Source organism: Bacteroides sp. RTP31139st1_H2_RTP31139_211217, assembly GCF_040227615.1.
Taxonomy (GTDB): domain Bacteria; phylum Bacteroidota; class Bacteroidia; order Bacteroidales; family Bacteroidaceae; genus Bacteroides; species Bacteroides uniformis.
This window is the reverse complement of sequence record NZ_JBCNZM010000060.1, coordinates 1,756-26,478: the sequence shown is the minus strand read 5'-3', so window position 1 is coordinate 26,478 and position 24,723 is coordinate 1,756. Positions and strand designations below refer to the sequence as shown.

Annotated in this window: 20 protein-coding genes; 10 read left to right on the top strand and 10 right to left on the bottom strand. The window is 45.8% G+C overall.

The features are described 5' to 3' along the window. From ABUA47_RS11850 to ABUA47_RS11805, 10 genes are all read right to left on the bottom strand, one after another. Window positions 1–1,291: glycoside hydrolase family 3 protein (locus ABUA47_RS11850; protein ID WP_349831616.1), on the bottom strand; the 1,291-nt coding region annotated here is incomplete at its 3' end. 106 nt (window positions 1,292–1,397) lie between these two features. Beyond that, window positions 1,398–2,168, bottom strand: coding sequence for a hypothetical protein (locus tag ABUA47_RS11845; protein WP_035450102.1), 771 nt, complete (start codon window positions 2,166–2,168; stop codon window positions 1,398–1,400). Between the two features lie 11 nt (window positions 2,169–2,179). Then, a complete protein-coding gene (locus ABUA47_RS11840) occupies window positions 2,180–4,900 on the bottom strand; it encodes a sugar-binding domain-containing protein (protein WP_035450100.1) in 2,721 nt (906 codons plus the stop codon). Then, window positions 4,897–6,693 carry a glycoside hydrolase family 2 protein gene (locus tag ABUA47_RS11835; protein WP_009037863.1) on the bottom strand — a complete coding sequence of 599 codons (1,797 nt, stop codon included), beginning with the start codon at window positions 6,691–6,693 and terminating at the stop codon, window positions 4,897–4,899. Before ABUA47_RS11835 ends, ABUA47_RS11840 begins: the two co-directional genes overlap by 4 nt. A gap of 39 nt (window positions 6,694–6,732) precedes the next feature. Further along, on the bottom strand, window positions 6,733–8,727 hold the full coding sequence (locus ABUA47_RS11830) for a glycoside hydrolase family 97 protein (protein ID WP_035450099.1): 1,995 nt from the start codon (window positions 8,725–8,727) through the stop codon (window positions 6,733–6,735). 13 nt (window positions 8,728–8,740) lie between these two features. After that, window positions 8,741–10,804 carry an alpha-galactosidase gene (locus tag ABUA47_RS11825; protein WP_009037865.1) on the bottom strand — a complete coding sequence of 688 codons (2,064 nt, stop codon included), beginning with the start codon at window positions 10,802–10,804 and terminating at the stop codon, window positions 8,741–8,743. Window positions 10,805–10,851: 47 nt separating this feature from the next. Continuing rightward, a complete protein-coding gene (locus tag ABUA47_RS11820) occupies window positions 10,852–13,014 on the bottom strand; it encodes an FAD-dependent oxidoreductase (RefSeq protein ID WP_117589422.1) in 2,163 nt (720 codons plus the stop codon). A 218-nt stretch (window positions 13,015–13,232) separates the two neighbouring features. Beyond that, entirely contained in the window at window positions 13,233–14,237 is a 1,005-nt protein-coding gene (locus ABUA47_RS11815; protein ID WP_009037867.1) for a FecR family protein, read from the bottom strand. A gap of 53 nt (window positions 14,238–14,290) precedes the next feature. Then, entirely contained in the window at window positions 14,291–14,872 is a 582-nt protein-coding gene (locus tag ABUA47_RS11810; protein WP_005829818.1) for an RNA polymerase sigma factor, read from the bottom strand. A gap of 294 nt (window positions 14,873–15,166) precedes the next feature. Beyond that, entirely contained in the window at window positions 15,167–16,036 is an 870-nt protein-coding gene (locus ABUA47_RS11805) for an NAD kinase (RefSeq protein ID WP_009037868.1), read from the bottom strand. Between the two features lie 104 nt (window positions 16,037–16,140). Between ABUA47_RS11805 and ABUA47_RS11800 the strand changes: the two genes are divergently transcribed. The 10 genes from ABUA47_RS11800 to ABUA47_RS11755 all read left to right on the top strand — a co-directional run. After that, window positions 16,141–16,854, top strand: coding sequence for a pyridoxine 5'-phosphate synthase (locus tag ABUA47_RS11800; protein WP_005829949.1), 714 nt, complete (start codon window positions 16,141–16,143; stop codon window positions 16,852–16,854). Further along, the gene (locus ABUA47_RS11795) at window positions 16,854–17,570 is read left to right on the top strand and encodes a MotA/TolQ/ExbB proton channel family protein (RefSeq protein ID WP_009037869.1); all 717 of its coding nucleotides are present in this window, start codon (window positions 16,854–16,856) and stop codon (window positions 17,568–17,570) included. The genes ABUA47_RS11800 and ABUA47_RS11795 overlap by 1 nt, the downstream gene beginning before the upstream one ends. A gap of 34 nt (window positions 17,571–17,604) precedes the next feature. Continuing rightward, window positions 17,605–18,015 carry an ExbD/TolR family protein gene (locus ABUA47_RS11790; protein ID WP_009037870.1) on the top strand — a complete coding sequence of 137 codons (411 nt, stop codon included), beginning with the start codon at window positions 17,605–17,607 and terminating at the stop codon, window positions 18,013–18,015. Window positions 18,016–18,049: 34 nt separating this feature from the next. Further along, complete coding sequence (locus ABUA47_RS11785; RefSeq protein WP_035450093.1) at window positions 18,050–18,868, top strand: TonB family protein; 819 nt, start codon at window positions 18,050–18,052, stop codon at window positions 18,866–18,868. A gap of 14 nt (window positions 18,869–18,882) precedes the next feature. Next, complete coding sequence (locus ABUA47_RS11780) at window positions 18,883–19,437, top strand: DJ-1 family glyoxalase III (protein WP_005829959.1); 555 nt, start codon at window positions 18,883–18,885, stop codon at window positions 19,435–19,437. Window positions 19,438–19,478: 41 nt separating this feature from the next. Beyond that, window positions 19,479–20,153 carry a 2-C-methyl-D-erythritol 4-phosphate cytidylyltransferase gene (locus tag ABUA47_RS11775; RefSeq protein WP_009037872.1) on the top strand — a complete coding sequence of 225 codons (675 nt, stop codon included), beginning with the start codon at window positions 19,479–19,481 and terminating at the stop codon, window positions 20,151–20,153. Further along, window positions 20,141–22,237 carry an ATP-dependent DNA helicase RecG gene (gene recG / locus ABUA47_RS11770; RefSeq protein WP_035450091.1) on the top strand — a complete coding sequence of 699 codons (2,097 nt, stop codon included), beginning with the start codon at window positions 20,141–20,143 and terminating at the stop codon, window positions 22,235–22,237. The genes ABUA47_RS11775 and recG overlap by 13 nt, the downstream gene beginning before the upstream one ends. 269 nt (window positions 22,238–22,506) lie before the next feature. Next, a complete protein-coding gene (locus ABUA47_RS11765; protein ID WP_035450133.1) occupies window positions 22,507–23,376 on the top strand; it encodes a M23 family metallopeptidase in 870 nt (289 codons plus the stop codon). A gap of 109 nt (window positions 23,377–23,485) precedes the next feature. Further along, entirely contained in the window at window positions 23,486–24,028 is a 543-nt protein-coding gene (locus ABUA47_RS11760; protein WP_005829969.1) for a DUF1599 domain-containing protein, read from the top strand. Further along, window positions 24,018–24,723: BT_3928 family protein (locus ABUA47_RS11755; protein WP_349831614.1), on the top strand; the 706-nt coding region annotated here is incomplete at its 3' end. The genes ABUA47_RS11760 and ABUA47_RS11755, both read left to right, overlap by 11 nt.

Sequence of the window (24,723 nt, the reverse complement as noted above, 5' to 3'; positions counted from 1 at the left end):
ACCCCAGGAGCTCGGCACAGTTTTCTACCAGAGGCCCCATGACGGCGATAGTTGGCTTGTTCCCGTTTGCCAGAGGGAGTACCTTGTTTTCATTCTTCAGTAGAACAATGGTCTCCTCTGCCAGTTTCTCTGCAATAGCCAGGCTTTGTGGAAGGAGGAAGCGCTCTTTTTCTGTAGATGTCGGGGTGTAGGGATTGTCAAAAAGTCCAAGGCGGAATTTGATACGGAGCACGCGTTTCACTGCATCGTCCACCAGTTGCATGCTTATTTTACCTTCTTCCACCAGCTTTGCCATATGCTTGTCATAGCAATGCCCCATCATGTCCATTTCCAGGCCGGCGTTGAAAGCCAGACGGGCAGCTTCTTTGCGGTCGGCAGCATGGCCCTGGTCAATAAGTTGCGGTACTGCAGACCAGTCTGAAACAACAAAGCCGTCGTGTTTCCAACGGTTCTTCAGAATTTCTGTCATCGTGTAATGGTTGGCGCTTCCGGGAGTGCCGCTGATGTCATTGAATGAACTCATTAAAGTAGCGGCACCGGCTTTTACGCCAGCTTCATAGGGAGGAATATAGGTGTCCCACAGAGTCTGATTGGAGATTTCCGTATAAACATAGTCACGTCCTGCTTCAGAAGCGCCGTATCCGATATAATGTTTAAGGCAGGCGGCTACTCGCTTGCTGTCGGACATGTCTTCACCTTGGTATCCTTTGATAGATGCGACACCGAATACAGCATTGGTATAAGGGTCTTCGCCATAGCCCTCTGCAACGCGTCCCCAGCGTCCGTCTCTTGCCACGTCAATCATAGGGGAAAAAGTCCAGTCTACCCCGGACATGCGTGCTTCCTGGGCGGCAACGGCACATGCCTGTTCTACCAATTGGGGATTCCAAGAACATGCTTGTCCCAAAGAGATGGGATAAATGGTACGGAACCCGTGGATGACGTCGTATCCGAAAAGGATGGGGATACCCAGACGTGATTCTTCCATTGCTTTTCTCTGAGCCTCGTTACGCAGATTGGCATCTTCATCAAAATAAATGAGGGAGCCTAATGTGGCAGGAATTTTTTTTACTTCCTCACCACGATTGTTCTCGTTGTTATTCCGCCCCAAAGTGTACTGGTTGAGTTGTTGTACCTTTTCTTCCAGCGTCATTCTGCTGACCAGGTCATTCACACGCTCCTCAATGGGAGCTTTGGCATCTTTGTAGATGGGTTGCTTTTTGTTTGCAGCCATTGCTCCGGCCAGGCAACCACTTAAAAGGAGGCAACTGATAAATGTTAGTTTCTTCATGATATATATAATTATGCTATTCTCATTAAATAAGACACGTTTTTCGGAATCTGCTCCTACACAAAGGTCGTTTTTTTAAGGAATATAAACAAGTACATGCAAGGGCTTATTTGAAAATAGGCTTATCGGTTAGTGTCATGGAAGCTTGTTCGTTATTTTTTAGTTCAAATACCACTATTTCATTATTACCTGCTATCAGAGCACCAGCAGGTATCTCCAGGGTCTTTTCTGCATTTTCTTCCCAGTAGGCACCCAAATATTGCCCGTTTATCCAGACTTCTCCCATTCCCCAGCCAGACACGTCAAGAAAGGTCTCTTGTGCCGGATTGCTTACTGTGACACAACCTTTACGGAAGCAAGGGATGGAGGAGGTACCTTCTTTGAAAGTTATTCCGGCCACATCGCATTCCTTAATTTCCAATGGGGTCATCTTCCAGCCTTCTAAATCTGTCTTTCCCAATGTTATGCTGCCGTAGATACCTTTTGAATTGTCCAGAATTTCAGGACCATAGGTAATACGTCCGATATTTTCAGTATAGATACTAAGTTTGTGTATACCTATCGGTAGATTGGTTTTCAAGCTTTTACTGCTATCTTTTAAATATCCTTGCAGTTTGCCGTCTGCATAGACCACAGCATAATCCCGTACGTTTTCAATAGTTAGTGTGGGATTCTCCTCTTCCACATCAACGGTTGTCTCATAGAGGGCATAGCCAAAATCCATATCCAGTTCATTCATGGGCAGTAAGGCATCATCTTCTACAGTTTCTCCATAAACTTGTTCCAATGGAGCTGTTTGTGACATTTTTATCTCTTGTGCTGCTGCCGGTCCGACCGGCAGCAACAAAAGAACCCAAAGCAAGAATAATTTCATCATATTTCCTTTATTTATTTCTTTAAGAATGATTCAATGTAGGACTCGTCAACGGTAATTTGCGGAGCGAATTTGTCACTCTTTACGTAGCGGTCAATGCTTTCCAGCAATTGCTGGGTGGCAGGACGTTCGTTGATGTTTTTCTGGGTATCTACGGCCAGTACCAGTAGACTGCCTTTCTTCACTTTTGCTTCGAAACCAATACCGAGCTTTTCATTATTGTCGTAATGGTCTATTACTTGTATGAAAGGCCGCAGTGCTGCCGGAGCATCCTTCATCTCAATAACCTTGGCATTTTCCAGAATGTCCCACCACTGCCAGTCAGTATGGTAGGAAGTTATGAAATGCTCGAATACAGGCTGGTCGTCATGAATCAGACAGCCAATGGTCATAGGAGGCCATTTGAACATTATCGGATTCCAGAAGTGATTGTGGAACACTGATTTACGACCTTTTACTTTGGAAGGTTTGGGGCAGAGTACCACTTTCTTGCCATCGGCAAGGTGTTGTTTTGCTTTTTCATCGAATACTGTGGTGTAGAGCACTTCACTAGTGGACTGCATTAAGTTGCTATGACGGGGATATACCCAGATATCCCAGCTGTTTTTTACGTGTGCAACAGAAAGATGGACCGTCAGCTTCTGTGGTTCAGTGATATTATTCAATGCATAACTGAAACTGCCAAGTGGAAATACCCCGTTCTTTCCGACAGTTTGTGTTTTCAGTTTTCCGCTCTTAAGGGTTTTACCGTTGCTGTCGGTGATACTCCAATTGATTTTTGCGTTTTTCAATAGGGCAGGTCCATAATTGTATATTTCCGCTTTTCCTTCAAATACTTCATCATTGTAAAGTGCGCGTTTGTCGAAACGGAGCAACGCAACAGTCGGTGCACAGAACTCGCGCCACTTTTCCGGTGTGATGAGCCCTTTGGTATTCCAGAAAGGATCGAGAATGCCTACCGGTGCATATCCTTGTCCGGTAAAATCATTCAGAGACAGTAATTGGAAACCGCCTTTCAGATAAGTGCGCAATTGGGCTTCTATGACATCCTTGTACTCTATGGCGGTCAAGGCTCCAGAAGCACGGAAGAAGTCATGTGCTTGGTCGAGCATGTGGTTTTTGTCCAGCAGTTCACGGAATATCTCGAAATTACGCGCTTGTACGGGGCCGGTGAAGTTCTTTATTTCCTCGAAATTGGGATAGATGCACCGCTGTCCGGATTCATGCGAGATGATGGGCAGGCCTATTCCCAGTTCCTTGTTTTTGTCCCAGTTTGTATAAGGACGTCCTTCGTAGATGGCCATGTGTCCTTTGGTAGTCTGATGGGTAATGTAGAACTGGTCTGATTTGACACGTGTGCGGGCTGTGGAACCGCTGTATAGACGGCGGTTATCCAACTGGCGGGCCGTGGCGGTAAGCTCTTCTATGAAACTGAAATCGCCGGTAATTTCGTTTCCGTTACAGTAGAGAATGAAGGAAGGGTGATTCCCATATTCTTTCAAGATACCCCGCAGCTCGCGACGGAAGAAATTCCAGCGCTTCTCATCGGGTTGGGCATCTTTACCCCACATCGGCATTTCCACCTCCAGATAGACACCCAGCTTGTCTGCCATACGGAACGCAGCGGCAGGAGGACACCAGGAGTGGAAGCGCATATGGTTCATACCATATTCTTTCAGGATACGGAGTACACGTTCCCAAGAGGCATCGTCCACAGGAGCATAGCCGGTCTTGGGGAACACTGCGTTTTCAACGGTACCGCGCAGGTGTATGGGTTCGCCATTAAGGATGATATGGTCCTCACCGGCCTCTACTTCGCGCATACCGAAAGTTGTGCTTTTCTCATGCGCATAGGATTGGCCCTCTACACTGGAAGTCAACTTACAGTCCAACGTATAAAGATTGGGATGGAACTCATTCCACAAATGGATATCCTTACCCAAAAACATTTCTTCCTCGATATAAGTAATGGAATCGGTCACTGTTACTGGTACTTCCTTTTGTAGTCTATAGTCCTTTCCTGTCACGTGGAAGGATATTTTGCCGCTGGCGGTATGTTCTGTACAGTTGCGGACAGTCATTTTGACTTTGATGCTTTTGTTCTTGATGTCCGGATAGACCTGCATGTCATCTACATAGACTGGATCTACAGCTACCAGCTTAATTTCGCCCAATACTCCGTTCCAGTTTATTTGGGTAAATTCGGAGTGGGCATGGTCCCATTTATGGGTATCGTACTGGTAGCGGTTGTCTATACAGAAAGTTATCAGTTCTTTTTTGCCTGGATGTAGCCATTGGGTCAGTTCGTGGTTGTGGGGAATACTGATGTAGTCTATTTTACTCACTTCTTCTTTGCCTACATATACCGAACTGAGCCAGTGTGTACGTTCAAAATAGAGGAAAATGCGTTTGCCTTTCCATGCCGCAGGAATTTCTATTTCTCGCTGGTACCATGCGGGGCCCATATATTCGTAGACACGGGTCAGCCTATCCAGGTGGCGGTAAGGAGATTTGTAGCCTATTTTATAGTCATCTGTAATTCCCGGCAGAACGATGCTTTCCTGCAGGCGATGGCAGTAACGTACGTCCAGTGAACCTCTCCGGAAGTCCATGACATCTGTCTGGAATGCCCATTCACCAGACAAGTCCATTTCATTCTTTTCTTGGGCATGCCCGCTCCAGACCATAGAGGTCAGGAGGAGGGCAGCCATGTAGTGTTTTATTTTGTGCTTCATTGTTCTTTTTTCTTTTGGTTATAGTAATCACGCATGATGTACCATGCTTTTTTGCGTTGTCCCTGGTCGGAAACCAGTCCTTTACGGTTCCATTCCCCTCCCTGGTGTGGATGGAAACGGAAGGGAGAACGGAAATCAAAAAGAATCCACGGCGATGTTCCGCGCAGGTTGGGGATATGCTTGAACATTTCCAGATTGTCCTTGTAGAGTTGTGCCTGATAATCCTCACTCCAAGAACTCTTGACTTCCGCGTCGCCATGTTTGCCATAGAGCGCTTCGCCTCCGAACTCGGAAATGAAAAGAGGTTTGCCGGGAGCTACATTCCAGACAGCCTGGTCCGGAGCCAGTGGCCAGTCATGATACCATCCCATATATTTGTTGATGGCTACCATGTCCAGGATGTTGATAATGGAGTCATTCATCTCAAAGTTCCGGCTTTCGCGGTTGAAGCGTACCAAATCGAAGGCGGCCGTAATCAGACGGGTTGAGTCGATGTCCAGGCAACATTGTTTCATGTGTTTCAGAAATTCATTGCGCGGGGCGGAAGTGGCTGTTTCATTGGCAATCCCCCAAAAGGCAACGGAACAACGGTTTTTGTCGCGCATCACCATCTCTTTAATCATTCTGCCTGCTTTCTCACGGGTAGCGGTATTTTTGAAGTCAATCCCTTGCCAGATAGGTATCTCTTCCCATAAAAGAAATCCCATTCTTTCTGCTAGGCGGACAGTATATTCATTTTGTGGATAATGTGCCAGACGAATCATGTTGGCACCCAGCTCTTTGGCTTCGGACAACAGCATTGTTGCGTCCGCTTCAGAGAAGGCACGCCCGCGGCGTTGCGGAATTTCCTCGTGGAAGCTGATACTGCGCAGGAAGATGGGCTGGTCGTTCAGATAGATATCTTCGCCTTTTACATAAAGGTTACGGAAACCAATTTGCTCGTTGAGCTGGTCACTTTCCGAAGTGATGGTTACATCATACAGCTTTGGAGCATCCGGTGACCAACGTTGCAGTTTTTTGGTTTTGATAGTGGCCTGGGCAATTCCGTTGGCATCGGTAGTCATGTTCTGTCTGATGCCCAATTCGGGGATGGCGACTTGCACGTTGATGCCAGGCTTTGCTTCGGATAAGGTTACTTTGGCACGAATCAGGTTGGATTGTACCTTGTCCAACTGGATGAAATGGTCTTTGATGTAGCTTTGTGGAACGCTTACCAACATTACATCGCGTGTGATGCCGCCGTAATTCCACCAGTCAAAGGACATGGCAGGGATGGCATCCGTGGTGCGGGTATTGTTGACTTTCACCACCAGGAAGTTGTCCTTTTGCTTTACCTTATCTGTGATTTCCACCTGGAAGGGAGTGAATCCGCCTTCATGACTGGCTATTTTCTCCCCGTTCAGATATATTTTGCTACGGTAACTTACCGCACCGAAATAGAGAAACAAACGTTTGCCGTCAGTCTTTGGGGTATCGAAAGAGCGTCCGTACCATACTGTTCCTTCATAAAATTTCAACTCGGGCATTTGTGAATTGAAATCGGCAGGTACATTCAAGACCAAACCTCCGTCGAAAGAGTATTCATAAAATTGCTTGTTGTCCTGAGGTTTTCTGTTTTTGTACACCTGCATCCTTTCTCCTTGGTCATAAAGGTCTACAATGACTCCCCACTTCCCATTCAGTAGCTGGTAATCGCGTCCGTAAACATTGGACAATAAGTCTTGTGCTTGTGACTTGCCTCCCAGTACAGACACTGCGAGCAAACAAGTAATCATTAATCTTTTAATTTTCATAAATCGTATGTATCAGTTAACGTTTAAAAAGCCTATGAATTATTCTTTGTATATTTTCAATGCGCATCCGCCTCCTTGTGCCATTTTGACGGTCAGTTTACGGGATGCAGGAATATCTGTGACGGTCTTTTGGTAGTCGGAAGCCAGGCGGTTGGCATTCACTCCGTCATGAAACATTTCCGCTTTCCATCTGCCTGCACCGAGGAAAGAAAGGTCCAGTGTCAGAGTACGTGCATCCCAATTGGTTAGGGAGCCGACATACCAGACATCTCCTTTCCTGCGCGCCATTGTAATGTATTTTCCAATTTCTCCGTTCATGGCTATTGTTTGTTCCCAAACGGTAGGGATGGTAGCGATGAATTCCGTGCATTCTTCTTCACGGTCGTAATTGGTGGGACTGTCGCACAACATGTTCAATGGTGATTCAAATACTACATATTCAGCTAATTGGCGGCAACGGGTTCCCTGGCTCATTGGGGTATCCATTGAGGAGTGGTAACACCGTTTGTTGGCATTGTGCATGGCGCCTTGTGTATAGTCCACTGGTCCGGCCAGCATACGGATGAATGGCATGGTGACATCGTAGGTTACCTGGTCGGTATGGATGTCACTCCACTTCATCTGTTCCAGCCCGTGAACGGCTTCATAGTTGATGACATTGGGATAAGTGCGGTTCAGCCCGGTAGGTTTGTACGTGCCGTGAAAGTCTACCATCAACTTATATTTAGCGGCAATTTCGGCAGCCCGGTAGTGGAAGTCTACCATTTCCTGGTCATCCCTATCCATAAAGTCAATCTTGAATCCTTTGATGCCCATTTCGGAATAGTGCTTGCATACATGTTCCATGTCGCGGGCAAAGGCATGGTAACCTGCCCAAAGGATGAGTCCTACATTCTTTTGCCTGGCATAGGCCGTGAGCTTTTTTAAATCAATTTCCGGTACAATTTGGAAAAGGTCAGCCTTGAGGTTGACAGCCCAGCCTTCATCCAGAATCACATACTCGATGCCATGCCGGGAGGCGAAGTCGATATAGTGCATGTATGTTTCATTGTTTATTCCAGCTTCGAAATCCACGCCTTTGATTCCCCAATGGTTCCACCATTCCCAGGCCACTTTGCCCGGACGTATCCATGAGATGTCTTTCATGCGTGATGGAGCAGCCAGCTTATAAACCATATCGTTATCTGCCAGCTCCTTGTCATTTCTTGCCACAACAATGATGCGCCAGGGTAGTTTGGCTTTCGGCTGGCAGGAAGCAATGTAGTTTTCACGCTCTGTGACTAATATTTGCAGTTGGTTATGCCCGCCTTGTTTTTTTGTTTTGGGGACGGCGGCAAAAGCGGAAGTGAGTGCTGTTCCCCCGTTTCTGTTGATGAGGAACATGCCCGGATAGCTCTCCACGTCGGATTCGGCAATACAAAGTTTACGGCCGTTTTCCTGCTCTATTACTACGGGGGTAAACATCAGTCTTTGGGGGTTCAGTCCGGATAGCTCTATATGTGTATAGGTGTTTTCAAAAGAGTTGGAGAACTGGGCTTCTATCGGTTGTTTATCGCCATCTTTTACATAAGGAACAATCGATTTGTAGTCCTTGTTGAAGTTGAAGGCGGCTTCTTCGTTTGTAACTTTGAACGGTCTGTTTCCGGTCGCTGCGAACCGGTATGCCATTCCTTCATTGTACATTCTGAAAATGAGGTTGAAATGTTCCCGGAAACTTAACGTCATTTCATTATAGACATCCTTTACTTCACTGCGCTTGTAGAAAGGAGAGGGAATCTCCTCATTTGCCTGGCGATGGCTGACTCTCTTAAGATGGGAGCCGTTGCCCCAGACTGTCCCATTATCCAGATGTACTGATAAGGGAGAGGGGGCTACCAATGTATGCCCTTCTTCCGTCAGCTCGTAAGTAATCCGGTCACCTATATATAAGGTAACCTCTAACTTGCCGTCCGGTGAGTTTAGGCGATATTCTTTTTGTCCGAACATGTTCGGGATGATGAAAAGCAATGTTGTGAGTAAGAAAAGTGTTCTCATGTCGTTATTTATTTTAGCGTTTGTTTTTAATTTCATACTTGTAGACAACATAGTCATTGATTGATGGCAGAGAGATTTCCAGCCTTCCTTTCTTTCCGGTTACTGCTGTCATAGCTTTGCCGTGTCCCATCAGTGGGATACATCTTACTGTGACACCTTCTGGCAGCCAGGTTTCGACTTCTGTAGTCCCTTCTGGATGATTTTCACGGTACACAATCAAGTATCCTCTATCTTTCTTTAGAGACTGGAAGCCGGTCCAAGAGCGTCCCGACGGTTCATCTCCTATGGGTAGGATAGTGCCGGAATGCATGTCATGCTGAAATTTCTTGTAGGCTTCTGTATGTTCTCGTAATGTAAATGCTTCCTCGGGTAGATTGGTACCTTCCATCCAGGCAAGCGGCTGTCCTGCTAAAGTCGTAGCAAACAGATATTCAAATGAATAGTTTTCCGGAGCGAAGACTTCTCCTTTATATTTATCCGTATTTCTCCATTTGTTCAGGAACTCTATTTGCAGCTTTTCTGCCGGAACATATTTGGAAAGCATCCAGAGGTTACGCAAAGTCCAGTAAGGATAGTAGTTCTGCCAGTCGGTATAACGGTTTTCCAGAAAGATATTTCCATATTCATTGAACATGTGGTAGCCTCCGCGGCGGCTGGCTGTCGCATCAAGGTTGAAAATCACTTCCTCGTCCGTCTCTTCCAGCACTTTGTTGAATAAGCGGTGCAGGTTTGTTTCGGCTTCTTTACTGGGAATGGTGAGTCCGTCTATCTTGAATACTTTGATGCCGTATTCGCGATAAAGGCTGATGAGTGCTTGCGCATCTTTCTGCCAATCGGCAAAATCATTTTGTATGCTGGGATTGAACCAAAGACCGATTTCAATACCTAATTCCTTGCCACGTTTTACGATGGGATGCAAACCACGTGGATACTTTTGCGGGTCGGGTTTCCAGTAGTCTTTATTGTCCCAAATGTTCTTGAATGAACCGCGGGCTACAGCTGAATTAGGGCTTTTACCTATTTGCCAGCCATCATCAATCTGGAAATGGGTGATTCCCAGACGGGCGGCGCGTTCCAGTTCTTTCAAACAGAAGGATTCGTTTACTTTTGAGTCCTGGCTACGGTCTCCCCAGGTGTTCATCATAATCATCTCGTCGCGGTCGGCCCGGTAAGTACGTATATTCTTCTGATATGAACGAAGCGCTTGTAGTCGGCTCAGTTCACCTTCTCCGTATATTCCCAATACGCATCCGTATGTTTGGGTCCAACGGTCGGGAGTCACGTCTTTCTCGGTAATGCCCAGGCCGGTTACTGTAAACTTCCCGAAATCAGTCAGAAAATCCTTTCCTTGATAGGCTAATTGTACCGAAGAGCAGGGAGCCTCTTTTAAAAAGAAGATGCCACAGTTGTCCTCGCCATTAAAGGCAAACAGCAGATTGCCGCGATATCCCAGTTTGCGATAGGAAATAATCTCTTTCTCGAAAACCAGGTTGTTGTGCCAGTCGGTCACATCGGAAAATTCCACGCTGCGAGCGTGCCAATGTTGTCCTTGGAAATGGAACTGGTCTAGTACAGCGGTTACTTCTTTAGATTTCATGTCTTCGGCGAATTCAATATTCTTCCGGTCGGCTGCACTAACTTCTCTGCCTCCGAAAATACTGTTTACTGTTCCTCTTAAATAGGTGTCGCAGGCTATGGCTGGACAATCATCATAAATACGATATACCCGTTTTATATCTAGCTTCTCCAGGCTGAAAGAAACTTCTACTTTCAGATAAGCGGGAAATATTTTAGTCTCTTTTACGGGAACTACTTTGAGTGAACCGTTTGATGGTTGCGGCAAATTTTTCGTTACTCTGAAATCTGGAGTAAGGCTGTGGTTCTTCCATGATTTTCCATTACTCTTGTCGGTCAGGCGGTAAGTTATGATATTTCCCCCGTTCCACAAAAAGGTACGTTCGACCAAGCTGTTTCCGATGGTTAAAGTGTCATTTTTCAGACGGCCGTAACAAGTATCTTGTGCGTGTAACGAATATCCTCCGAAAAGGACAAATAATAATGTTAGAATATTTTTCATGATATGCGTGTTTTATTAATACTTAAATTGTAGTATCAACGTGTTTCTTACTTCTTGTTTTTTTCAATGATAAATATACGAGGCTCTTTTAATAATTTTTGTTCATTGAACTTCTGATTATCGGGAATCCCTTCTTTTTTTCCTACTCCCTCTTTCATCAGTGCTTTCAATTCCGGTAGGTGTTTCTGATATACTCCTCTCGGAGTGGTGTTGTACTTTTTACATAAGGAAGCTGCCATCCCGACAACTTCGCCCATCATTCCGGTGGTACGCATTACGCGGACAGTGCCCAGTGCCACATGGGTAACACTGATATTGCGGCCGGCCATAAAAAGATTCTCGATATTTCTAGAATATAGGCAGCGGTAGGGCACTGCGTAAGGATATATATGGATGTGTTTGGTTGCTGCTTTGAAGGGCGCATCAGGAAAGTGTGACGCATTGAGTGAATCCGGGAAATGCAGGTCGATGCTCCAGGTTGTGACGAAGGAGGCATCTTCGTGATAGACATTTTTGTCTATATCATCTTGCTTTAGAATATAATCGCCCAACAATCGGCGTGATTCGCGTTTCCCGGCAATATAGGCTACCCAGTCCAATGCGCGGTTCTTATATTTCTTGTTGTCCTTTAATTCATTTTTCAGAAAACTCCAGTTAGAATAGATGACCATTAAGCCATAATCACGTATACGTTCGAAGTCGTCGATTTGATTGAAGTTCATGCCGGTTTCCCATTTCCATTCACCCATCGTCACTTTTTCGCAATTCTTTTCATTGAATTGCAGGCCGTACGAGAAAATAGGGAAACGGGTAGGTTTACCTTTGTCTGCAGAGTACCATTGTACGGATGAACCCATTGTCATTTTGTCCGGTTGAATCGGTGCCAGCTCTTCTCCGTATTCGGTACGGGATTCGCGTCCCATGTTGTAGTCTGCACCGGCCAGATACCCGATGGTGCCGTCTCCGGTACAGTCGGAGAACAATGGTGCTTTCAGTTCCACTTCTTTTCCATTCTCTATATGCTTGATGATGACAGATTCTATTCTGTTGCCATCGGTCTTTACAGATATGGCGCGGTAGTTGGCATAAAGGGTGATATTCTTTTCATTGGCGATAAAAAGCTCCTTCTTTTCATCTTCATAGTTTGCGGCAGGTTTGGCATTTCCTTCTTTAGAATGTCCGAATTCTCTTATCATACGTCCCAGTCCGGAATTGGGGCCTACTCCGATATTGCCCCCTAAGTGAACCCTGACTTCAGAGCTATTATTGCCGCCAAGTACTGGGCGGTCGTTGATTAATGCCACTTTGCATCCCAATCTGGAAGCGGTTGCGGCTGCACACATACCGGCTATACCGCCACCAGTTACAATCACATCATAGGAGTATTGCTCCGGTTCGGCTGGAATATCCAGCATCTTTTTACGGAAATCTGTCAGTTGTGTGGCCTGAGCGGGAGGGAGCTGCCCTTTTTCCGTGGTAAAATAAATGGCATCGCAACGGCCATTAAAACCGGTCAAATCTTTTAATGTCAGACTAGAGCTTCCTGCTTTTACAGAGACTGTTCCGGCAGGTTGCCACATCCATTGTTTGCCCTCGTCCCCTAAAACCACTGGCAACTTTTTATTGTCGACGGCTAAAGTGAATTTTCCCGGTCCTTTACCATCATACCAGGGAGAAGTCCAGTTGTAGGTGCGTACAAATACATAATATGTACCGTCTTCAGGAAAAGAAATGGTAGTGGAGGCATCCTCAACCGGGACTCCCATTCCATGAGCCATCAGATAAGGTGAACCCATGAGGTCCATGAATTGCTGGTCTACTACCCATCCCCCCTTTCTGTCAAAGCTTTCTGCTTCCACCAATAACTTGCTGGGTACTTGTTTCCTATTGCCTGAGGGCTTGTTGGCTTGTTGAAATAGTAGAACCTGCTTGTTGGGTTTTATTTCGAAAGTAATTTTGGTCCCTTTGAACAATTCCTTTAGGGTGGCTTCAAGTGGGGCATTGGATACCAGCAAATCTTTTCGGGTATCAAGATTGGGCAGTTTGTCGGTATAGAATACATTGTAGCCGCTAGTCTTTTCAATTTGAGGTATAATCTGCTTGATAGTCTGCTGGTTTATAGATAAACTGATTTGGGCAAAGCTATTTCCCCAGAAGAACAGCACTCCCAGTAATATTGAAAATCGCGTAATTATTTTATTTTGTCTCATGTCTTATCATATCAGGTTAATTACTTTTTTACTTTAAGGAAGGTACGACAAAGACTAACCCTAATTAAGCTATTAGAGTATATTAAAACTATATTTCTCGAATGTTTAAATTTTATTGTCGCTGCCAGAAGTAGGTCATTGTGTCTGAGGTAAAAATCCTATAAAATCTATTCCATATACTTTTTGTTTTAGTTAATATAAAGGGCTATTTTACACTACTAATATATTATAATCGTATTGTCAGATTCTATCTTGTAATTAATGCCGCCAGCTTGGCTGATGTATTCCAATACATTGTTTAAACTGCCGTTTTTAATGATGCCATGATAAGTATATTGTTTGGCTTTCTCGTTTTTGAATATAAATTTGCAATTATACATTCGAGTAAGCATGGTACAAATTTCTTCAAAGGATTCACCATAGAGTGCTAGTTCGTTGCTTCTCCACAGTAAGTTGCTTGCATTAGGATGAAGCTCGCTTTTTTCGAACTGTCCATTGGTCAGGTTGCAAACGAGCCTTTCGTTTGGCTTCATATATGCCTCGTGTCTGCCGTCGTCTACTTTAACCTTTCCACTTATCAGGATTACAGCTACTGATTTATCGTCTTTATGTGCACGTATATTGAAGCTTGTACCTAACGCTTGTACATTGATACCATTTGCTTTCACGATGAAAGGCTTTTCCTTGTCCTTTGCAACTTCAAAATAGGCCTCTCCTTCCAGGGAGACCATACGTGTTTTCTTGTTGTAAGTGTTGTCATATACAATTCTTGAATCGGAATTGATGTAGACCTTTGTGCCGTCAGCCAAAATGATGTCGGCCTTCTGCCCGTTGGATACGGACATGGTGACTTCTGTATTGGCGTCATCGGCCGGTCGTTTGACTCCTGCATAATAGGCTCCGCTTCCCACTGCCAATATGATGCAGGCAACTGCAGCATAGCGCCCAATCTGACGCAGGAAACGGTTCCTTGTTTTCAGGACCTTCGTTTCCGTGGTGGAACTTGCGTCTATCTGGCTTAAAAGTTCGGTGAACATTTCATTTTGTACGGCTTTGTCCATCGTGTCCGGAGCCAGTGCCCAGCATTGCTGATAGTATGCGGAAAATTTCTGTTGAAAATCCGGTTGCTTAATCCATGATTTCAACTGTACATCTTCTTCAGGGCTGGTCAGTCCTCGAAAGAAACGATCCAAAAGTTCAATATGACTGTCTTTTTTATCCATGTTCTGTAGTATATATCTGTATGCCTGCCAAAACACTCACGGATTTTCGTGCTTTAACAATTATTTAGAAAGTAGAAGGAGAGGAAAAGCATGATGAATTTGCGTAATTCTTCTTTCAGTAGTTTCATAGTACGGTAGAAATGAGCCTCTACGGCACGTTCCGTCAAATCTAGCTGTGAGGCGATTTCCTTGTTGGACAGTTTTCCTGCTCTTTTCAGCTGAAAGACTTCCCGTGAAACTTCTGGCAGGCTTTGCAGAAGTTGCTCTATCTGTTTTTCAATGATGGAGACGTCCATATCCATCGTATCTTCCTCGATAGCCTCTGCTTCTGTTTTCAGCTTGTTTTCTACAAATTTGTTGTGTAATAATCTTCGTTCGGTTTCTTTGTATACCATGTTGCGTGCGATGGTGCATAGATATGCCGGAAAACTTTTCTCGGTATCCAGATTACTGCGTTTTTCCCATATCGTCATGAAGCTGCTTTGGGTGATGTCTTTGGCTAATGATTTGTCATATACGAGAAGGACGATGGTGTTGTACAGCCTGGCACTGTATTTTTCGTACAATGCTTCAAAGGCAAATTTATTGCCTTCTCTCAACTTGGCTACCAATAAAGTATCATTTTCTTTCTGCATATTGATTCATCTTACATTTACGCATTCTGAATGGTAGTGTCTTTGTATAGTAAAGTACTATTCCACATAGACTCTGAAAGAATGAACTACAAAGGTGGTGTTTTTATTATTTATTTAAAAGTTTTTTGCTGAAAATATACTTTGTGTGATTATTATTCAATTCTATATTCCACGATGAAGGAGGATGGCAGAAATAGTCATTTGCAGTATAAGAAGTGGTAAACTGATGGATGGTTTTAGGGGCTTATTGTCAATACTGTCTTATCCTGCTGGAGTGAATGAAGTGATATAGGCTTATCTGATGTCCGCCCCCCACATTAGTTTATTGCGAAGGGTATCAAAGAAAATATGGTTGAACCGTTTCACTACCTTTATGCTATAGTCGGCACGTGAGATGTGCAACTGGGTCGTTTCTTTGCAGGACTCGCTACGGCCGTCGATGGCAACCAAGAAGTTGTGGCTGCGGCTTTCCACATCAAGTGTAATTTCCCAGTCGTCACAAATGACGATGGGACGGACGTTGAGGCTGTGTGGAGCCACCGGGGTGATGGCAATGGTTTTACTGTGGGGCACAATGACCGGACCGCCGACGCTGAGTGAGTAGGCGGTGGAACCGGTAGGTGTGGAGATAACTAGGCCGTCAGCTTGATAAGTGGTCAACGGAGCGCCATTGATGGCGGCGTGGATACTGATCATGGACGAACTGTCCCGCTTCAATACGGCTATCTCATTGAGGGCGTAAGGGGATTGCATCAAGCGTTCATCGTCGCACCTCAGTTGCAGTACACTACGCTCTTCCACCTTATAGTGGTTGTTGTAGATTTCATCGAAGGTCTCTTCCATCTCTTCCGGTGAGATGTCGGCAAGGAAACCCAGCCGGCCGGTATTGATGCCCAATATGGGGATATTCTTCTTTCCTACACGGCTGGCTGCTTTCAGGAAAGTGCCGTCGCCACCGATGCTGATAACCATGTCGGCACAGAAATCATCTCCGTCAAACAATTCGGCGTCAGGTATGTTTAAATGTAAATCGGTAGTCAGGAAGTGATGGAATTCCCGGCAGATGCAGAGCTGTGCATTATGCTGTCCGAGCAACCGGAAGAGGTTTTCTGCATGCGAGGATTTCTTTGCTTGGTAGGTATTTCCGAATATGGCAAATTTCATAATCAATTCTGTTGGATTGAAGTGCAAAGATGCTATTTTTTTCTCAGAATGCTGCCAATATATAACTATTATTTGTACTTTTGTCCCAAACTATAAACCGAATTATGACTAGATTAAGCGTTAATATAAATAAGGTGGCAACGCTGCGCAATGCCCGTGGAGGTGATGTCCCGAATGTTGTGAAGGTAGCGCTGGATTGTGAAGACTTTGGTGCTGATGGCATTACGGTGCATCCCCGTCCTGACGAGAGGCATATCCGCCGTAAGGATGTATATGATTTGCGGCCGTTGCTGCGGACAGAGTTCAATATCGAGGGTTATCCTGCACCCGAATTTATGGATTTGGTCTTGAAGGTGAAACCGCATCAGGTAACTTTGGTGCCCGACAGCCCTACACAGCTGACTTCAAACGCAGGCTGGGATACCAAGACCCATTTTGACTTCTTGAACGAAGTGTTGGATGAGTTCAACAATGCTGGTATCCGTACTTCCGTATTTGTTTCCACCGATGCCGAAATGATAGAATATGCTGCCAAAGCCGGTGCCGACCGCGTGGAGCTATATACGGAACCTTATGCTACGGCTTATCCCAAAGGACGGGAAGCGGCTGTAGCTCCTTTTGTCGAGGCTGCCAAGGTGGCCCGCAGCTTAGGCCTGGGGCTGAATGCCGGACATGACCTGAGCCTGGTGAATCTGAATTATTTTTATCAAAACATTCCGTGGCTGGACGAGGTGTCCATCGGGCATGCGCTGATTAGTGACGCGCTGTATCTGGGATTGGAGCGTACGGTCAAGGAATATAAAAACTGTCTTCGCTGATGAATGTAATGTTGTTATTGGCCCAAGTGGCTCCGGCACTGACTGACTCTATTGCAGGTGCCAATCCGGTACTGACACAAGTAAACGCTTCCGACGAAATGAATTTATGGAGCATGGCCGTCAAGGGCGGCTGGATTATGGTTGTCCTGGGCTTGATGTCCGGACTTTGCTTTTACATCTTGTTCGAACGCAACTATGTTATCCGGAAGGCGGGGAAAGAAGACCCCCAGTTCATGGATAAGATAAAGGATTATATCCTGGGCGGGGAACTGAAAGCCGCCATTGCTTATTGTCGCAGTGTGGATACTCCCTCGGCCCGTATGATTGAAAAAGGCATCAGCCGTCTGGGACGTCCGGTGAACGATGTGCAGGCTGCCATCGAGAATGTCGGCAATTTTGAGGTTGCCAAGCTGGAGAAAGGCATGACGATTATGGCTACCATCTCCGGCGGTGCGCCTATGCTTGGGTTCCTCGGTACGGTGACCGGTATGGTGCGCGCGTTCTGGCAGATGGCGAATGCCGGAAACAATATTGACATAACGATGCTTTCCGGAGGTATCTACGAGGCAATGATTACCACGGTGGGCGGCTTGATAGTCGGCATCATAGCCATGTTTGCCTATAACTATCTGGTGACGCTGATAGACGGCGTGGTCAACAAGATGGAAGCCAAGACAATGGCATTCATGGACTTGCTGAACGAACCGGCGAAATGATTGATTAAAGAATTAGGAATTAAAAAATAAAGGCGTGTTAAAACGTAGAGTTAAAATATCACCCAACTTCAGCATGGCGTCCATGACGGACCTGATTTTCCTGCTGCTGATTTTCTTTATGATAACATCTACCATGGTATCGCCCAACGCTATCAAGGTATTGTTGCCGCAGGGAAAACAACAGACTTCCGCAAAGCCTTTGACGAGAGTCATCATAGATAAGAATCTGAATTATTATGCTGCTTTCGGAAATGACAAGGAACAGACGTTGACGCTTGAAGAGCTGACTCCTTTCCTGCAATCGTGTGCAGCGAAAGAGCCTGAAATGTATATAGCTTTGTATGCTGACGAAACAGTGCCTTACCGGGAAATCGTGAAGGTGCTGAACATTGCAAACGAGAATAAATTCAAGATGGTGCTGGCTACACGACCACCGGAAAACTAAATCGTACATTGTACATGGCTAAATTGTAAATGCAATGGTGAATCAGAAGAAGAAAGGAAAATATATAGGTATGGCAGGTGCACTTGTGGTGCATGTTGCCATTATTGCCCTTCTGATACTGGTAGGATTCACACTGCCGGAACCCTCGGAAGAAGGCGGTGTACCCGTTATGCTGGGAGAGGTGCCCGATGCACTGGGCGCTGCCGACCCTTCTTTAGTAAAGGTGGATGTCATGCCGGAGGAAACCGCTCCTCAGGTGCAGGAAACGGTGGAGCAGGACATCATTACGCAGGAAACTGAAGAAACCGTTGCCATAAAGCCCAAAGCCGAACCCAAGAAAAAGGAGGAGGTGAAGAAACCGGAAAAGACGGAAGCCGAAAAAGCGGAAGAGGCCCGCAAACTGGCAGCGGCAAAAGCCGAACGGGAACGTAAGGAAGCCGAGGAAGCTGCCCGTAAACGGGTAGCTGGCGCTTTTGGCAAAGGTGCCCAAATGGGTAGTAAAGGCGATACGGAAGGCGAAGGTATTCAAGGAAGTCCTACGGGAAATGCTCCGTCCGGAGCCACTTCGGGTACGGGAGGCTACGGCTCGTTTAATTTGGGCGGACGTTCTCTTGGTGAGGGCGGATTGCCGCGGCCGGTATATAATGTGCAGGATGAAGGTAGGGTTGTGGTGACCATCACAGTGAACCCTGCCGGACATGTGATAGCAACCAGCATCAACCGCCAGACCAATACCGTCAATCCCGCATTGCGGAAAGCGGCAGAGGATGCTGCCAAGAAAGCCCGTTTCAATGCGGTAAGCGGCTTGAACAATCAGACGGGAACAATAACGTATTATTTTAATCTAAAATAAGAGGAGGAACAATTATGGGTACAGTTTATGTTTTTTTTGCCGACGGATTTGAAGAAATAGAAGCTTTTACTTCTGTGGATGTGATGAGACGCGCCGGACTGAACGTAGAAATGGTGACGGTAACCCCTGATGAAATAGTGACGGGAGCACACGATGTTCCGGTCTTGTGCGATAAGAATGTAGTGAACTGCGACTTCTTTGATGCAGAGCTTGTATTATTGCCTGGCGGTATGCCGGGTGCGTCCACTTTGGAGAAGTGTGGAGAACTGCGTAATCTGGTACTGCGTTTTGCCCAAGAGCAGAAACCGATTGCTGCTATTTGTGCGGCTCCTATGGTATTGGGTAAGCTGGGATTGCTGAAAGGCAAGAAGGCTACTTGCTATCCCGGCTTTGAACAGTATTTGGAAGGTGCCGAATGTACGGGTGCTCCGGTAGAAAGAGACGGCAATATCATCACTGGTAAAGGACCGGGCGCTGCCATGGAGTTTGCATTGGCCGTAGTGGAGCTGTTGCAAGGCAAAGAGAAGGTGCAGGAACTGAAAGAAGCTATGTGCGTAACGGATTTATGATTTAAAATCATAAATCATAAATCATAAATCATAAATCATAAATGGTTCAGTATGCTCTGATTGTTGCCGGTGGCAAGGGCTTGCGCATGGGGACCGAACTCCCCAAACAGTTTCTCCCGATAGGGGGGAAACCTGTTTTGATGCGCACTCTGGAGGCGTTTTATGACTACAATGCTGAGATACGGATAATATTGGTGCTTCCCCACAGCCAGCAGGATTACTGGAGGCAGCTGTGCAGGGAGTACTGTTTTTCATTGCCGCATGCCATTGCAGATGGAGGGGAGACGCGGTTCCACTCCGTAAAGAACGGTTTGGCTTTGGTCAAGACACCTGCTTTGGTCGGTGTGCACGATGGGGTGCGTCCGTTCGTGGCCCGGGAAGTGATTGCACGCTGTTATGACTTGGCAGCCGAGAAAAAGGCCGTAATTCCGGTAATCGGTGTGGTGGAGACCGTTCGCCGTATGGAAGGGGAAAGCAGTGTGACTGTCGGCAGGGATGATTATAGATTGGTGCAGACTCCCCAGGTTTTTGATGCGGAACTGCTGAAAGCGGCATACGAGCAGCCCTATACACCCCATTTTACCGATGATGCTTCTGTGGTGGAGGCATTGGGTGTATCTGTCTTTTTGACGCCGGGAAATCGGGAAAACATTAAAATAACCACTCCTTTTGATTTAAAAATAGCCACAGCTCTGATAGGTTCATGTTCGATTTAGCCACGCGTGACATAAAATATTTGTCGGGCGTCGGGCCGCAGCGTGCTTCGGTGCTCAATAAGGAATTGGGCATTTACTCCTTGCACGATTTGCTATATTACTTTCCATATAAATATGTAGACCGCAGTCGGATTTATTATATTCAGGAGATCGATGGGACGATGCCCTATATTCAGCTGAAAGGTGAAATACTAAGTTTTGAGACGGCTGGAGAAGGGCGCCAGCGCAGGTTGATTGCTCATTTCTCGGACGGTACGGGGGTGGTGGACCTGGTTTGGTTCCAGGGCATCAAATATTTGGTAGGGAAGTATAAAGTGCATCAGGAATATATTGTGTTCGGAAAACCGACCTTCTTCAATGGTAGAATAAATATGGCTCATCCGGATATAGACTCTGCTTCGGATTTGAAATTGTCGTCCATGGGGTTACAACCTTATTATAATACGACTGAAAAGATGAAACGGAGTTCTCTCAATTCGCATGCCATCGAGAAGATGATGAATACGGTGGTGCAGCAGTTGCGTGAGCCGTTGCCCGAGACCCTTTCTCCCGCTATACTTGCCGAGCATCATCTGATGCCGTTGACGGAAGCTTTGGTCAATATACACTTTCCCGCTAATCCGGATTTATTGCGTAAGGCACAGTATCGCCTGAAGTTTGAGGAGCTCTTTTACGTACAGTTGAATATCCTGAGGTATGCAAAAGACCGTCAGCGGAAATATCGCGGTTATATTTTTGAAAGGGTGGGCGAAGTGTTCAATACCTTCTACTCCCGTAATCTTCCTTTTGAACTGACCAATGCACAGAAGCGGGTATTGAAGGAAATCCGTAAGGATGTAGGCTCAGGAAAGCAGATGAACCGCTTGCTGCAAGGGGATGTGGGAAGTGGAAAGACGCTTGTCGCACTGATGAGTATGTTGATGGCGCTCGATAATGGTTTTCAGGCATGCATGATGGCACCTACCGAGATTTTGGCAAACCAGCACTATGAAACCATCCGTGAGCTGCTGTATGGAATGGAGGTACGTGTGGAACTGTTGACCGGTTCTGTTAAGGGCAAGCGGCGCGAAGCTATCCTTGTCGGTTTGTTGACGGGAGACATACATATACTGATAGGTACCCATGCCGTCATTGAAGATACGGTGAATTTTGCTTCGCTCGGTTTGGTTGTGATTGACGAGCAGCATCGTTTCGGTGTGGCCCAACGGGCACGGTTGTGGACAAAGAATGTGCAGCCTCCCCATGTATTGGTGATGACGGCAACCCCGATTCCCCGTACATTGGCAATGACGCTTTATGGCGATTTGGATGTGTCTGTCATCGATGAATTGCCTCCCGGACGTAAACCGATTGTCACTCTTCATCAGTTTGATAGCCGTCGGATAAGCTTGTATCAGTCCATGCACAAGCAGATTGCCGAAGGCCGGCAGGTCTATATTGTCTACCCGCTGATTAAGGAAAGCGAAAAGATTGACTTAAAGAACCTTGAAGAAGGGTATCTGCATGTTTGTGAAGAGTTTCCCGAGTGTAGGGTTTGCAAGGTACATGGAAAGATGAAACCTGCTGAAAAGGATGCTCAGATGCAATTGTTCGTATCCGGCGAGGCACAGATAATGGTGGCTACCACCGTGATTGAGGTAGGTGTAAATGTGCCCAATGCTTCGGTGATGGTGATTGAGAACGCCGAGCGTTTCGGGCTGTCCCAGCTTCATCAGCTTCGGGGACGTGTAGGACGTGGAGCTGACCAGTCCTATTGTATCCTGGTTACCGGCTACAAGTTGGCGGAGGATACAAGGAAGCGTTTGGAGATAATGGTGCGGACTAATGACGGCTTTGAAATAGCGGAAGCAGACTTGAAACTACGTGGTCCTGGAGATTTGGAAGGGACACAGCAGAGCGGCATTGCTTTCGATCTGAAGATTGCCGATATAGCCCGTGACGGACAACTGCTGCAATATGTTCGTGAAGTAGCGCAAACGGTGGTGGATGCAGATCCACATGGCATGTTGCCTGAGAACGAGGTCTTGTGGCGACAACTGAAAGCGTTGAGAAAAACGAACGTTAATTGGGCTGCCATTAGCTGAAAAAACGGTTAAACATGCACTTTTATTGCATTTTATGTTGTAAAACATGTTTGCTTGTAAATCTCCTATCTATAGGGGATTAAGACATCTTTGCGAGCTTTACAGTTTCCTCCTCTTCGAAAAAATAGTTAATGACTGATGTCGTTTTTCAGAGAGAAATGTTACCTTTGGGAGAATTTTTGAAAATCAATCTGGATATTCGCGTAGAACAAGTGGTGTTTGATTTGCCGAGATGCTTGCAACGGATATCAAAATGAATGACGAAACGGATGAATTTTAATTGGATAAAAACTGCTTTATTGGCTGCGACGGCAATGGTTAGCTTGAATTCTTTCTCGCAGGACTTGATTGCCCGCCAAGCCCCTGTCGACAGAAAACTTAAGAGTGTAGATTCACTGGCTTTGCAAAAACAGATACGTGCGGAACAATCATTGTATCCGGGTTTGGATTTGTATCCCAACTGGAACAACGAATTCGTACAAGCCTATGGCAATGCGATTGTGCCTGAGAGCTATACATTTGATTTGACCGGTTTCTGTATGCCTACTCCCAATACCCGTATCACGGATGTATTCGGTTACCGTCCCCGGAGAAGAAGAGCTCATTATGGTTTGGATATCAAGGTGTATGTAGGCGATACAATCCGTGCGGCTTTTGATGGAAAAGTACGCGTTGTCAAGAATCAAGGTCGTCGTGGATACGGCAAATACGTCGTTATTCGTCACGACAATGGTTTGGAAACCGTTTACGGACACTTGTCTAAACAATTAGTTGATACAAACCAGTTGGTAAAAGCCGGCGAACCGATTGCATTGGGAGGAAATACCGGACGTTCTACCGGTTCACACCTTCACTTTGAAACCCGTTTCTTGGGTATTCCCATCAATCCTGCGCTTATGTTTGATTTTGAAAAGCAGGATATCGTAGCTGATTCCTATACTTTCCATAAAACAAAAGGCTCTTCCGGTACGGCGCGTAGCATGGCATCGGGTGAAGGTCTGTTCTATAAGGTAAAGAAGGGAGACACATTGGGACGGATTGCAGCACGTCAGGGAACCTCCATTGACAAGCTTTGCAAACTGAACAGAATTACGCGTAAAACAATCCTGAGGCCGGGACAAGTATTGCGCTGCTCATAAAAACGTAAACAATCTCTATAGAGGAGGGTACTTTAATAGATTTTAGAGTGCCCTCTTTTTCTTTTTCTTTAATTATTCCTATCTTTGCAGCGCACTGTGAAAAAAGGAAATGAAAGATACCAAGCAACAATTTGAACATGTCATTGCGGTTTGCCGTGACTTGTTCTCTAAAAAACTTCATGATTACGGTCCGGCGTGGCGCATTCTTCGTCCGTCTTCCGTAACAGATCAGATATTCATCAAAGCCAACCGTATCAGAAGTATTGAAACGAAAGGGGTGACTTTGGTAGACGAAGGCATCCGTTCTGAATTCATAGCTATTGTCAACTATGGAATTGTAGGGCTGATACAGTTGGAACTTGGTTATGCCGAAGCTGCCGATATGACCAATGAAGAGGCATTGGTGCTGTATGACAAATATGCCAAAACCTCTTTGGAGCTGATGCTTGCCAAAAATCATGACTATGATGAGGCTTGGCGTAGTATGCGTATCAGTTCGTATACGGATTTGATATTGATGAAGATTTACCGGACAAAGCAGATTGAAAGCTTGTCCGGGGAGACTTTGGTTTCGGAAGGTATTGATGCCAATTATATGGATATGATTAACTATTCCGTATTCGGCTTAATTAAGATTGAATTTGGAGATTGACAAGAAACATATTGTCGGGAAAGTTTGGGTGAACCTCTGCCGTTTTCTGCTGGGGGCTTTGTTCATATTTTCCGGATTTGTGAAAGCTGTTGATCCGTTGGGTTTCTTCTATAAAATTCAAGATTACCTGACGGCTTTCGGCATGATTTCCTGGTTTCCTTCTTATGCGCCCTTGCTGGTAGGGATAGCGTTGTCTGCCATAGAGTTCAGTGTAGGTGTTTTCTTGTTTTTGGGTATACGCCGGAAGGTGGCATCTGTATTGGCATTATTGCTGATGGTTGTAATGACTCCGCTAACACTTTATCTGGCTTTGGCGAATCCGGTATCCGACTGCGGATGCTTCGGTGATGCGTGGATATTGACCAATTGGCAGACTTTCGGCAAGAACGTAGTATTGTTGGTGGCGGCAGTATCTGTATTCAAGTGGCAGGATTTACTGGTGCGTTTCATTACTCCGAAGATGGAGTGGATGATTTCCATGTATACGTTTCTATTTGTGTTTGCGTTGTCCTTCTATTGCCTGGAGAATTTGCCGATACTTGATTTCCGACCTTACAGAATTGGAGCGAATATCAAGGCGGGCATGGAAATTCCGGAAGGTGCTAAACCAAGCGTGTTTGAAAGCCGGTTCATTTTGGAAAAAGGAGGAAAGCGTCAGGAATTTACATTGGACAACTATCCGGACAGTACATGGA